General features: G+C 33.1%; 13 protein-coding genes. 1 reads left to right on the top strand and 12 read right to left on the bottom strand.

Annotated elements, in window-relative coordinates:
- Nucleotides 1–185 precede the first annotated feature (185 nt).
- From argF to hmpA, 11 genes are all read right to left on the bottom strand, one after another.
- Complete coding sequence (gene argF / locus D1606_RS16795) at nt 186–1,154, bottom strand: ornithine carbamoyltransferase (protein WP_119417168.1); 969 nt, start codon at nt 1,152–1,154, stop codon at nt 186–188.
- Nucleotides 1,155–1,349: 195 nt separating this feature from the next.
- Nucleotides 1,350–1,670 carry a heme oxygenase gene (locus tag D1606_RS16790; protein WP_119417167.1) on the bottom strand — a complete coding sequence of 107 codons (321 nt, stop codon included), beginning with the start codon at nt 1,668–1,670 and terminating at the stop codon, nt 1,350–1,352.
- Nucleotides 1,671–1,751: 81 nt separating this feature from the next.
- Nucleotides 1,752–2,429, bottom strand: coding sequence for an ABC transporter ATP-binding protein (locus D1606_RS16785; RefSeq protein WP_119417166.1), 678 nt, complete (start codon nt 2,427–2,429; stop codon nt 1,752–1,754).
- Nucleotides 2,430–3,545, bottom strand: coding sequence for an ABC transporter permease (locus D1606_RS16780; protein ID WP_119417165.1), 1,116 nt, complete (start codon nt 3,543–3,545; stop codon nt 2,430–2,432).
- A 99-nt stretch (nt 3,546–3,644) separates the two neighbouring features.
- Nucleotides 3,645–4,220, bottom strand: a complete 576-nt coding sequence (locus D1606_RS16775) for a TetR/AcrR family transcriptional regulator (protein ID WP_119417164.1) — start codon at nt 4,218–4,220, stop codon at nt 3,645–3,647.
- Between the two features lie 380 nt (nt 4,221–4,600).
- A complete protein-coding gene (locus D1606_RS16770; protein ID WP_119417163.1) occupies nt 4,601–5,689 on the bottom strand; it encodes a M42 family metallopeptidase in 1,089 nt (362 codons plus the stop codon).
- Between the two features lie 68 nt (nt 5,690–5,757).
- Nucleotides 5,758–6,195 (bottom strand): dUTP diphosphatase, encoded by a 438-nt coding sequence (gene dut, locus D1606_RS16765; protein ID WP_119417162.1) that lies wholly within the window; start codon nt 6,193–6,195, stop codon nt 5,758–5,760.
- Nucleotides 6,196–6,292: 97 nt separating this feature from the next.
- A complete protein-coding gene (locus tag D1606_RS16760) occupies nt 6,293–6,562 on the bottom strand; it encodes a DUF1294 domain-containing protein (RefSeq protein ID WP_119417161.1) in 270 nt (89 codons plus the stop codon).
- Between the two features lie 80 nt (nt 6,563–6,642).
- On the bottom strand, nt 6,643–8,091 hold the full coding sequence (locus tag D1606_RS16755; RefSeq protein ID WP_119417160.1) for a DUF5776 domain-containing protein: 1,449 nt from the start codon (nt 8,089–8,091) through the stop codon (nt 6,643–6,645).
- A 207-nt stretch (nt 8,092–8,298) separates the two neighbouring features.
- The gene (locus D1606_RS16750) at nt 8,299–9,582 is read right to left on the bottom strand and encodes a DUF5776 domain-containing protein (RefSeq protein ID WP_119417159.1); all 1,284 of its coding nucleotides are present in this window, start codon (nt 9,580–9,582) and stop codon (nt 8,299–8,301) included.
- A gap of 193 nt (nt 9,583–9,775) precedes the next feature.
- Nucleotides 9,776–10,963, bottom strand: coding sequence for an NO-inducible flavohemoprotein (gene hmpA / locus D1606_RS16745; protein WP_119417158.1), 1,188 nt, complete (start codon nt 10,961–10,963; stop codon nt 9,776–9,778).
- A 168-nt stretch (nt 10,964–11,131) separates the two neighbouring features.
- Here hmpA and D1606_RS16740 point away from each other — a divergent pair, with 168 nt between their 5' ends.
- Complete coding sequence (locus D1606_RS16740; protein ID WP_119417157.1) at nt 11,132–11,572, top strand: Rrf2 family transcriptional regulator; 441 nt, start codon at nt 11,132–11,134, stop codon at nt 11,570–11,572.
- Nucleotides 11,573–11,668: 96 nt separating this feature from the next.
- Here the strand turns inward: D1606_RS16740 and D1606_RS16735 are convergent, their stop codons facing one another.
- Nucleotides 11,669–12,715, bottom strand: a complete 1,047-nt coding sequence (locus D1606_RS16735; RefSeq protein ID WP_233548156.1) for a serine hydrolase — start codon at nt 12,713–12,715, stop codon at nt 11,669–11,671.
- Between the last annotated feature and the right edge of the window lie 149 nt (nt 12,716–12,864).

Raw genomic sequence — 12,864 nt, 5'->3', positions numbered from 1 at the left:
TATATTTTTAGATTGGGAAATTCTAAGTAGTAAAAAAAGAGCAGTAGAATTACTCTGCTCTTGGAACACGATTTTTTAATAAAATTACCGTATTTCAATTGAATACAATGAAATACGGCACTTTATTTATATAATGGAACTTTTATTAGTTAGCATCTTACCGACCTTTATATTACATGTACTTTTTATTCCCCTAAAATAGAGGCAAGAACTGCTTTTTGTGCATGAAGGCGATTTTCTGCTTGTTGGAAGATGAAAGAGTTCGGTCCATCAATAACAGATGTTGCAACTTCTTCTTCACGATGGGCAGGTAAGCAGTGAAGGAACATGTAATCTTTTTTAGCATGCGCTACAAGTTCATCATTAATTTGATATCCTTTGAAATCTTCTAAACGTTTTGCTGCTTCTTCTTCTTGGCCCATTGATGTCCACACATCTGCATAAATGACATCTGCATCTTTTGCAGCTTCTACAGGATCATAAGTATGTGCAACAGTGCTTCCGTTTTTCGATGCAATTTCTGATGCTTTTTTCATGATTGCTTCATTAGGTTCGTAATTTTTCGGAGTTGCAACAACAACGTCAATTCCAACATGTGCACATGCAACTACAAGAGAGTGAGCTACATTATTGCCATCACCAACATAAGCTAATTTCAAACCTTTCAATTCGCCTTTTTCTTCAGCGATTGTTTCTAAATCTGCTAAAGCTTGGCAAGGATGAGCAAGATCTGTTAAACCATTGATAACAGGAATTGAAGCATGTTCTGCTAGTTCTTCTACCATTTCATGTGAGTTTGCACGAATCATAATTCCGTCTAGGTAGCCTGATAATACGTGACCTGTATCATGAATAGATTCACCACGACCGATTTGCAAGTCGCGTGCATTCATATACATCCCTTTACCACCTAGTTGATTCATCCCAACTTCAAATGAAATACGTGTACGAGTTGAATTTTTTTCGAAAATCATTCCTAATGTTTTGCCTTCTAATAACGGAGGACAACTGCCTTCTTTTGTAATCACTTTTAGCTTCATAGCAAGATCAAGTAAACCTTTTACTTCCTCGCTTGTGTAGTCTGCAAGTGCTAGTAAATCTTTATCTTTTAAAGAAGTCACCAATTTAAGTTGAACAAGTTCTAATAATTTCATCAAAATCGCTCCTTACATTTCTTGTGATAAAAACCATTATACATATGAATAAATATTAAATCAATTGTATTTTTATAATTTTTTCAAAAAATTAAAATCCTTTACGATATAACGTAAAGGATTTTAAAGGAATGCTATTTTAAAGTAACATATACATTCAATTTCTAAATTTGTTAACTCTTACAAATAATTTACTTATTTGTTTTCAGTAGAAGAAGCAATTTCAGAAATTACAATTTGGCTACCAAGTAAAGGTGATTCTTTTGCAGCATCACTAGGTGATTGTTTGTGTGCATTTTTGAAAGCATCACTTTCACGCCAAGCATTAAAGTTTTCTAAATTATCCCAATACATATTAACATCCATTTCATCGAATTCTTCATTAGATGTGCAAACTAAAACTTCAGTTTTGATAAATCCTTTGAATTCCCCGATTTGTTTATCAGCTGTGAAAGCTGGTGCCATACGACTAGCGAATCCTTTTTTAGTTTTAATACGGTTTGTAATAACGAACATGTTAAATCTCTCCTTAATTTTCGTATTTTTTATCTATTTTAGTGTATTACAATCATGAAAAAACATGTAACACAGTTAAAATTATTTTTGTAAAGTTAAAGTACCGTCTTCCATTTTATACACTTTATCGCAGTATGCTAACATACGTTCATCATGGGTTACCATGATGGCTGCTTTGTTGCGTTTTTTTACTTCATCCGCGATTAATTTTACGACTTCGTGTGCACGTTTAGAATCTAAACTAGCAGTTGGTTCATCAGCTAGAATAACATTAGAGTCATTCATCAATGAACGAGCGATTGCAACACGTTGACGTTCCCCACCGGAAAGTTCATTTGGATACTTTTTCAATTTATCGCCTAATCCAAGTTCAGTCAATAATTTTTTAGCTTTTTCTTGATCTTCTTTTGTTACTTTACCTGTCATTTTCTTCACTAAAATTAGTTGATCTACTACGCTTAAATAAGGGATTAAATTTGAGCTTTGTAGGATAAAACCAATTTCTTGTAAACGGAATTTTGACAACGCTTTTGAAGATAGATTAGTAACTTCTTTATCATTGATATTAACAGTTCCTGAAGTTGGTTTTAATAATGCGCCAACAATAGATAAAAGTGTACTTTTACCAGAACCTGATGGTCCAACAATAGCTACAAATTCTCCTGGTTTTACATCCATAGAAGCATGATTTAATGCTGTAATAGAAGAATTTCCTTCTTTATAGGTTTTTGTAACATTTTTAATCTGCAATCCATTCATTTATTCCACTCTCCCTAATGCAGTTAATGGATCAATCTTGGCGATTTGACGGACTGAAATAAGTGAGCTTAACAAGCTAATAACAAGTAAGGCGATACCATATAAAACAACTAGTTTGCCGTCTAGATCAAATGGCATATTCTCTGGGAAGATAAGAGCTGTTAAGTAGGTTAATGCAACCCCTATCAAAATACCAATAACTGATAAAACGAATACTTGTGATACGATGGCTTTTGTGATGAATCCGCTACTTGCACCAATAGCTTTCATTACACCAAATTGTTGTGTTTTTTGAATTGTAATAACATAGAAGAATACTGCGATAACAAAAGCAGAAATAACGATTAAGAATGCAAGCATCATTAAAATCGTTCCGTTTTCTTCCATGTAACCTGGCATACCGTTAATTGCCGCACTTTTTGTTACAGTTTCAATACCATTAATAGATTTATCTAATTGTGCTGGGTCTAAATCTGGTGCTTGTACAACAATTGCATTTACCACATCTTTGATTCCGTTGTTTGATCCTGGTGCAGCAAATGCATAATCTCTCCATTGATCAACGTTTGAGAACAATACTGGTAAATGGTTATAAGTTTCTCCTTCTACGAAACCAATAATTTTTAGTTTAATAGTAGAGCTATCTACTTGAACTTCGTCACCAATTTTATATCCTTTATCTTTTAAAGTATCGTTAGCAAGTACTCCATTTTTTACATCTGGATCTAATTGTTTACCTTCAATTACTTTAGGTTCGATAAATTCACCTGGATTAATACCTAATACAGCGATATCTGTTTTTTCCTCATCTTTTTTACCATGAGAAATGGCAGCCATAGATGCACCAAATGGTGTTGCATCTTTGACGTCTTTATTTTTCTTAACATCGTCTACTAACGAATTAGATATTAACGATTTACTAAATGTTGCTTTGGCACCATCTTCATATACTACATAATCTGCATCTAAATTCTTTACTGCAGCTGCACTTAGTGTAGATAAACCATTACCAAGTCCAGATAAAATAAAGACTAACCATGCGATTAATACGATGATGATACTCATCAATGTATAGCGCAGTTTTGCGTGTTTTAACTCTTTTAATGCTAAAAACATGGATTTATTTCCTCCTTATAAGTTACACTCATGTCACTTTTGACTTTAAAAAAATCAAAAATACTTACAAATCTATTATACACATAAGTTACACTTGTGTCACTTATTTTCTCCGCATACGCCATGTAATATTAATTGTTTTATATATTGAAGTTGCTCTTCTGTAGATAAATTTGGTTGTTTAGGAATATCAATTGTTTGAAAAATAAATCCTAATACTAAAGAGTCAGGGATCGAAGGATCGATATTTTTTTCTCTCTTACCATTTGTAACAATTCTTAATAAAGGCTCATACAAATCCTTATGCATAGATGATAGTTTTGCTTTTTTTCGAATGATTTCCTCAGATACATCTTGAATAAGTGAAACCATTCCTAGGATTTGATGTAACTCATTGAAATGAGCCATACGATTTAATAAATCCTCAAGCTGTTGTTCAAATGTACCTTCTCGTCTAACTTGTTTTAAATCACCTACACTTTTATCCATCTCATACAACATAAAATCTATTAATAATTCGTCTTTGTTTATATATTGTTTATAAATGGCTGCTCGTGATACTTCTAAAGTCTCTGCTAAATGGCTGATTGTAAAGCCATCGTAGCCAACTTGAAGAATTTGTTTCTTTGTAGCTATGAAAAGATCGATTGTTGAAAACTTACGGTCTCTACCCAATCTGCCACCTCATTTCTTCTATTTGTTTAATCGTATCACTTATCAGTATTAGACGACAACAATTATTATCTAAAAAGACTGAGGATACTGAAGAAGTCCTTTCTAATTCTTATTGTGAGTATTAGAACGAATTAATTGTTCTCGTACTCGCTTTTTTCATTTAAAGCCGCGGATTTCCGTTCCAGACAGACGCTTTCCGCGAGCACGTCCTCAGCTTCTTCCTCGCTACGCTCAGTCTCCATTCATCACTATTTCACTACGCAAAAGAAAAAAACTACCCCCTAACAATTTTAGTTAGGAGGTAGTTAATAACTAAGTTTTATTTGAATTCGTAGAAGCGAAAGAAATCAAATAATTTATACTCGTTCATTCTTTTTCTTTTATTCAAAAGTAATCTTATTTACTGTTTCACGGTCTAATTTTTTAATAACTTCAATCACTAATTTGACTGTATTTTCAAAGTCATCGCGGTGTAAAATTCCTGCATGTGAGTGAATATAACGTGTTGCAATACCAATCGATAATGCAGGTACACCGTTTGCTGTTAAGTGAATGGAACCTGCATCTGTTCCTCCGCCAGGGATTGCTTCAAATTGGTAAGGAATATTATTCTCCTCTGCTGTATCCACAACAAGATCTCGCAAACCTTTATGAGCCACCATCGAGCCATCATAAATAATGATTTGTGGACCGGCACCCATTTTACTATTCGATTCTTTTGAGGTGATTCCAGGAGTATCACCAGCAATACCGACATCAACAGCAAAACCAATATCAGGATTAATCTTGTTTGCAGCTGTTTTAGAGCCACGAAGTCCAACTTCTTCTTGAACAACCCCGCAACCATATACGATATTCGGGTGTTGTGTATTCTTTAAACCCTTTAAGACTTCAATGGCAATTGCACAACCGATTCGGTTATCCCATGCTTTTGCGAGTAAGTGTTTTTCGTTTTTCATCACCGTAAATTCAAAATAAGGTGTTACCATATCACCTGGTTTAATGCCCCAGCTTTCTACTTCTTCTTTTGAAGTTGCACCGATATCGATGAACATATCTTTAATTTCATACGGCTTTTTACGTGCAGCTGCAGGCAGAATATGCGGAGGTTTTGAACCTATGACACCGACTATTGTTTCACCTTTACGGGTAACAACTTGCACTCGTTGAGCAAGCATTACTTGTGACCACCAGCCACCAACTGTTTGAAATTTCAAGAAACCTTTTTCATCAATTTGAGTTACCATAAAACCGACTTCATCAAGGTGTCCTGCAACCATAATTTTAGGTCCGTTTGGATCGCCGACTTTTTTAGCAATAACAGCACCTAAGTTATCGTTTTCCACTTGATCTGCATAGGGTGTTATATATTTAGTCATGACATCACGAGACTCTTTTTCATTTCCTGCAATGGCACGAGCATCTGTTAACTCTTTTAACATCGTTAATGTTTCATCATATTGAACCATTATTTCGGCCCCCTAAGTATTTGTTCATGTCCATTATAATACCATTTGTCTCTATTTTCAAAAAATAATTAAAATTTGCCTGAAGACCCAAACCCTTGTGCAGAACGAGTTGAATCTGAAACTTGTTCGACTTGTTCGACTTGAACTTGAAGTACGGGTGCTATAACCATTTGAGCAATTCGCATATGCTTTTCTACTAAGAAATCCTTTTTACCATGATTTATTAATATGACTCTTATTTCCCCTCGATAACCTTCGTCAATAGTACCAGGACTATTTAGTACGGTAATGGAATGTTTTAGTGCTAGCCCACTTCTAGGACGAACTTGTGCTTCCGTTCCTTGTGGTAGTTCAATTACAATCCCAGTAGGAATTAATGCAGACTCTCCTGGTTTAATAATTTGATCTTCAACTGCATATAAGTCTAATCCTGCATCCCCTGGATTAGCTCGAAATGGCATTTTCGCATCTTTATGAATAAGTTGTACTTTTAATGTGTATTCCATCGTTTAGCCTACCTTTTTTCTTAAATAATATAATCCTCACTCATCGTATAGGAAAAACTAGATGTTGAAAAGAAATATAACAGAAATCATGAATATTCTAAATAACATAAAGAATAAAGACTTCAATAATAGTCAGCATTGTAAAACCATACACAAAATGATTATGACGAATTTTGTGACGAAAGATAATCATTCCTAGCCACGTACCAGCTGCTCCACCAATACATGCTATTAACCATAGCTGTCTTTCCGGAATGCGCCATCGACTATTTATAGCTTTCCACTTATCAATACCCATAAAGGTAAATCCGACGATAAACATGATTAAAAAGTAACTATTTACCAAATCCAATAGATTAGTGGACATAAATTCTCCTTTTTAAAACTAAGTTATTGATAAAAAAAGCATATAGAGAAACTTTCTCTATATGCAGATATACAACTATCTTATTTTGCTACTACATAAGATTTATTAGCAGTTATATACTTACCATTTGCTAATTTTAATCGCGGAATCCCGTTAGAGTTAAATACAATAGATTTAACTGTATACGTCTTTCCTTTAGCAAGTGCTGTTTTTCTTGCTGCGGATGTAAAGGTAGTGCTGGTATATTGATAAACCTTTTTCTTTAATTGTACTTTACCTGGATTTACATATATATAATTTGTAATGTTAGGTGTCACGACTCTTACATAATCCTTACTTGCCGTAATATATGATCCAGATGCTGTTTTAAGCCGAGGCGTACCACCTGTTGAATAACCAAGGTCTTTAATCGTCAATATTGTATTTTTCTTTACACCAACAAGTTTCTTTTCTAAATTGACATTATTGTATGCATACAAATAGGATTTAACGAGAACTTTACTTGGTGTTGTTGTGTAATATTGATCAATTGAAGATGTAACTTTCACGACATAATCTCGATTAGCAGTTACATATTGTCCATTTGTTAGTTTTAATCTTGGTGTACCAGCAGATGTTTTTTCAATACCTGTTATATTTAACAAAGTATTTTTTGCAATAGATTTACCTTTTGTGGCTTCAGTGAAACTTGTAGATGAGTATTGATTCAATTTTATCTTAGTTGCTATTTTTACTGGATTTGTCGTATAGTATCTTGGCTTACTTGCAGTTGTGATACCACTTGTCCCAGTTAGATAGCTCAAACTAACTTTTGGATTTAGACGGTTTAAATCTACATATGTGCTAATTCCTGAAACTGTACCTTGGTCTGTATATTGCCATAAGTCATAGGGATGAGATGGCGCTGCAGTACTGTTGTTATATCTTGGAATCCATACAAAATCAAATTTAGACGTATCTAAATTAAATGAATCATATAAGTGATTGGCTATATACAGCCCAATTTTCTTATCTGTTTTCGTACGTAATTGTTTTACATATGCATTAATAATCGTTCGCATACTTTCGCCGGATTTACTTGTGTTTTCTTCTACATCAAGTACATAAAATTTTGTATTCTTACTTGCTCTATTATAAAAATTATTCGCCTCTGTCTTAGCATCACTTGAGGATTCAGCTAAACTATATGCATAGACACCAAATGGTACTCCATATTTCTTTGCACCTGCTTCATATGTCGCATGCTTTGGATCTTCAAAGGTACTACCATATTGAGTTCGGATAATTACTAAATCCAAAACTTTACTCGCTTTACTCCAATCGATATCCTTTTGATAATAAGAGATATCTGCAATAGTCGGCTCTGAAGAAGCTTTTCTTAATAGATTTTCTGTAATTGGCTCTGTTTCCCACTTTTCTGTATGGTCAGGGTTCGCAGGTGCTAGTTCTTCTGCAGATACAGTATGTAAGGTTACAAGACTTGCTATCAACATTGTTACGATAAACGCTAATTTCCTCAGTACTTTCACTTCTCTTTTCTCCTTTAATATTTTTCTAACAAATTCTTATATGTATAAGTTTCTGCTAATTTTAAGAATAACAAACTATTACTAGAAAATATAAAACATCTTGCCTTCAAATACATTGCAAAAGTTACATTTCTATTAAAAATCGTTAACTTTTCCAGAAAAAAAGCACAGATTTCCTTTTGGAAACCTGCGCTAAATATTAGGATCTTAGTATGCTATCAAACTATTTTTATTGGCAGTTATATAATTACCATTTGTGAGTTGAAGGCGAGGAGTACCTGCAGCTGTATAACTAATTCCCTTTATATTAAGAGTCACTCCTTTTTTTAGGACAGACACTTTTGATGAATTCGTAAATGAAATATTGCTATACTGATTAACATTTTTTATTAATTTTACATAGTTAGGTTTTGTTATAACATAATTTTTATACTTTGATGTTAGTCCAATGACATACGATTTGTTCGCTGTAATATAGCTACCTGAAATTGTTTTTAACCTTGGATACCCAGTTGAACTATATTCGATACCTTGTATTGTTAAAATCGTATTCTTTTTAACATTGCCAATCTTAGTTTGGTTATTAAATGTCGTAGAAGAATAGGCACCAACAGCTGTTTTTGTAATAATAAATGCAGGTTTTACAGAATAATATTCGGTATGGACACTTGCTGGTTCTGTTACAGGTTGCTCATTTTCTTTTGTATCCGTTTTTGTATCCTCTATCGATTTAACAGGAGCTAATAATTCAGCCAATGTTAGATTTGGATTTAATCGATTTAGATCTACATTTGCGTTAATCCCATCAATTCTACCTTTATCTGTATATTGCCATAAATCATAAGCAAAATCGGGTTTAGATGTACTATATCGTGGAATCCATACAAAATCTGCTTTTGATGTATCTAGATTAAAGCTTTTATATAGATGATGGGCAATATATAATCCAATTTTCTTATCTGTTTTTTTTCGTAGTTGTTGAATATATGCATTAGTTATCTTTCGCATACTTTCGCCAGATTTACTAGTGTTTTTTTCTACATCAATGACATAAAACTGTGCATCTTTGTCTGCTCGATTATAAAAATTATTTGCTTCAACTTTTGCATCACTTGTAGATTCAGCTAAACTAAATGCATAGACACCAAATGGTACTCCATATTTTTTAGCACCAGCCTCATTTTTCTTATGATATGTATCTTCTTCAGTACTGCCATGTTGTGTACGAATAATAACCAAATCTAGTTTTTGACTAGCTTTTGACCAATTTATATTCCCTTGCCATTTTGATATATCTGCAATAAGTGGTTCGGATTTCAATAATCTAAGTTTATCAGTTTTCTTCGTATCGACGATAATTGGCGTTGTCTCCCATTTTGTCGTGCTATCCGGGTTAGCAGGACCAAATTCTTGAGCATGCGCACGATGGATACTAATTGTACAGACAATCATAGCAACCAATATCGCGGTTAACAATTTCACATTCTTCATCCTTATAGTCTCCTTTTTTTAATTATTCTATGTATTTAACTCTATAGTAATAGAATAACAAATTTTTTATAGGTATAAGGATTCATTAATAGAAAATTAAGGTTATACATCCATTAATAATTAAAAAAGTAGTCAGAAAATTTTTTCTGACTACTTGAGCTCTTTACTATATGTTTATTTACGAATTTTTATATTAAGCATTTGTTTGTACTTTTAATTGTTGTGATGGTCCGAAGAATTCAAAATGAATTTGAGATTCTTTAAACCCAATTGCGTATAAGTGATTAATGATTGCTTCCATAAATACGGATGGACCGCAAACATATACGTCATAATCTAAACTTACGTTTTCTTGTAAAAATTCTTTTGTGATGTAACCAACTTCATCTGTATTTAAAGCAATATAACTAGCATTTGACATTTTTTCTAAATTCGCAGAAATTTCTTTGTCAAATACATGTAATTTTGCTGTACGTGCACTATGAATAAGAGTTGTTTTTCTATTTGGATCAAGTGCAGCTAAAGTATCAAACATTGCCATTAATGGTGTAATTCCAACTCCGCCTGCGATAAATGCAACTGGTGCTTTTGATGCTAAATCTAATTGGAAGTCACCTGCTGGAGCACTTACTTCAATACGATCTCCAACTTTTGCTTGTTCATGTAAGTAAACAGATACTTTACCTTCTGGATTGCTTAAATCTTCGCGTTTTACAGAAATACGGAATGCATCTTTGTTTGTAGCTCTTGATAGACTATATTGACGACGATGCGTAAATTTTTCACCCGGAATATCAATTTTCACTGTAATATATTGTCCTGGTTTGTATTCAGGTAAAACTTTACCATCAACTGGTTTTAAGTAGAATGATGTAATTTCTTCGTTTTCAACTACTTTATCAGCAATTTCAAATTCTTTGAAGAATCTCCAACCGCCTTCTTTATTTTCTGCTTCTTGATACATATTTTCTTCTGTTGACATAAATGCATCAGCGATTACCCCATATGCTTCAGCCCACGCATTTATAATATCATCAGTTGCTGCATCTCCAAGAACTTCTTTAATAGCTCCTAATAAAAACTCACCAACAATTGGGTAATGTTCAGGTTTTATACCTAAACTACGATGCTTTTGAGCAATTTGGTGTACAACTGGCATAATGGCTCCAAGATTTTCGATATGAACAGCAGCTGCATAAACTGTATTTGCTAATGCTGCTTGTTGGCGTCCTTTTGCTTGGTTAGCATGATTGAAAATATTTAATAATTCTGGATGTGCGGCAAACAAATTTTTATAGAAAGTTTTAGTAATTTCATTTCCGTGTACTTCTAATACGGGTGCAGTTGATTTTACAATATCCATTGTTTTTTGAGATAACATGTTCAACACTCCTTTTCTTTAACAACTTAAAGATACACCTGCATATCTTTTAAAACAATATTTCAAATACATCTTTAACAAAAAAGACACATTTGAAATACATCTTTTAAAATCACCTTGATTTTTACTTTACATGCTATAATAGTCATTGAAATGGTGGTGGATTGGATGCGATTAACTTTATATACCGATTATTCTTTGCGTGTCCTGCTCTATCTTGGCGCTATGAATCCCGAGAAACTAGCCACGATTAAAGAAATATCGGATGCATATGGAATTTCAAAGAATCATTTGATGAAAGTAACGCATGAGCTTGGTAAGCTTGGATATATAGAAACAATTCGAGGTCGTGGTGGCGGTATTCGTCTTGCTATGAAGCCTCAAGACATTATTATTGGTCAAGTAATTAGACGAACAGAGGAAGATTTCTACTTGGTGGATTGTTTTAATCCTGAATCAGTTGGATGTATTATCTCTCCAGTTTGTAATTTAAAAGGTGCTTTAAATAAGGCACTACAAGCCTATTTGGCTGTTCTAGATGAATACTCTTTAGGGGATTTTCTACATTCAAAAGAAGAACTAGCCTCATTACTTTTTAATGAAGAGTAACATAACAATCAATCAAAAAACCTTTCATCCAGTAAAGTTTCTGGACGAAAGGTTTTTTCTCGCAAGAATTTCTTGTTTATTACAAAAGCAGAATAATCAGATAATTTCTTTGATTTCTGCCCGGAATTTTTCATCTTTTAAAAATTTTAATTGAAATGCATTAAGATTTTGTGAGAGCTTTTTTTGCTCTAATATACTTAAATCATTTGAAAAGAATACAATCTCTGTCTTATTTTTTTCTTTATCTGTTGCATACATTGCAATTGTAAGAACGAATGCAGTAGAACCACCCTTTTGTCCCGCATGGGTAAGCCACTCCCGATTTTTAGGGTTTTTCATTAATTGCTCCATTACAGGATCAAGATATTTATACACCTCTTTTTTAAAATAGGTTTTACCATTCAATTTATTCATGATCGATACATAATCTCTTGTAGTAGAGTGAGGCAATCGATCAGACCAAATTTTTTGGAAATCCATATCTAAAGTCTTTAATAATTGTTTTTTTTCTTGATTAGAGAGTGGTTGTTTTACCCATTTATTATGAATATCAATCGCTCTTCTACGATATTCAGCCATATCCATTTCTTTCATCATTTTTAGTATTTCTTGTTTTGACAATCCTATTTTTTCATTTTTCAATTGAGTAGGGATGTATAATGCACTTGCAGTTGGATACATAGGGTCATGATTTAAGATTCCTAGACTCTTTGGAACACAATTGATATTTTGAAGACCAAGTACCTCAATTAAGTATTCTGTATTTGCATTAGAGCTATAAGCTATCATTCCATTGGCTACTTCATATAATGGAACACTATCTATCTTATTTCCTTTCAATTGTTTAATCCATTCTTCATGTGCTCCCCCATCTGTCTTCGGAATATAGAATTTATCTAGCTCTTTTAGTTTTACTTTCTCATTTGGATCAATTTTCCCTTCTGCTGCTTGTTTTGCATATTCAATTGCTAGGATAATTTTGACTGTACTTGCTAGAGGAAGTGGCTTATTTGGGTTAATATCTATCCAAGTTTGATCATTGTGTCTTATGGACAAAGCAACATTCCCACTATTTAATTTTTCTTTGATAAAATGAGGGATGTATTTAGGATTTGTTTTTCCATTTTCCCTTTGTAATATCAAGTCCCCTATTGCTCTCATTAAAAATGCAATTACTATGGCCCCAATAAACCAAAATGCAAACTTTACTATCGTGACTCCCCCTTTTAACAATCATTTATTTTAAATCTTATCATGTAAATTACTATAAAGGTATATTAAGGATTATTGGC

It is taken from the genome of Rummeliibacillus sp. POC4 (assembly GCF_003576525.1).
In the GTDB taxonomy this organism is placed as follows: domain Bacteria; phylum Bacillota; class Bacilli; order Bacillales_A; family Planococcaceae; genus Rummeliibacillus.
This window is presented reverse-complemented; position numbering and strand designations above follow the sequence as displayed.

Excerpts from the sequence above, each read along its gene's own strand:
- argF (WP_119417168.1), bottom strand. The coding sequence starts at position 1,154 with ATGAAATTATTAGAACTTGTTCAACTTAAATTGGTGACTTCTTTAAAA.
- D1606_RS16790 (WP_119417167.1), bottom strand. The coding sequence starts at position 1,670 with ATGTTCGTTATTACAAACCGTATTAAAACTAAAAAAGGATTCGCTAGT.
- D1606_RS16785 (WP_119417166.1), bottom strand. The coding sequence starts at position 2,429 with ATGAATGGATTGCAGATTAAAAATGTTACAAAAACCTATAAAGAAGGA.
- D1606_RS16780 (WP_119417165.1), bottom strand. The coding sequence starts at position 3,545 with ATGTTTTTAGCATTAAAAGAGTTAAAACACGCAAAACTGCGCTATACA.
- D1606_RS16770 (WP_119417163.1), bottom strand. The coding sequence starts at position 5,689 with ATGGTTCAATATGATGAAACATTAACGATGTTAAAAGAGTTAACAGAT.
- dut (WP_119417162.1), bottom strand. The coding sequence starts at position 6,195 with ATGGAATACACATTAAAAGTACAACTTATTCATAAAGATGCGAAAATG.
- D1606_RS16760 (WP_119417161.1), bottom strand. The coding sequence starts at position 6,562 with ATGTCCACTAATCTATTGGATTTGGTAAATAGTTACTTTTTAATCATG.
- D1606_RS16750 (WP_119417159.1), bottom strand. The coding sequence starts at position 9,582 with ATGAAGAATGTGAAATTGTTAACCGCGATATTGGTTGCTATGATTGTC.
- hmpA (WP_119417158.1), bottom strand. The coding sequence starts at position 10,963 with ATGTTATCTCAAAAAACAATGGATATTGTAAAATCAACTGCACCCGTA.
- D1606_RS16740 (WP_119417157.1), top strand. The coding sequence starts at position 11,132 with ATGCGATTAACTTTATATACCGATTATTCTTTGCGTGTCCTGCTCTAT.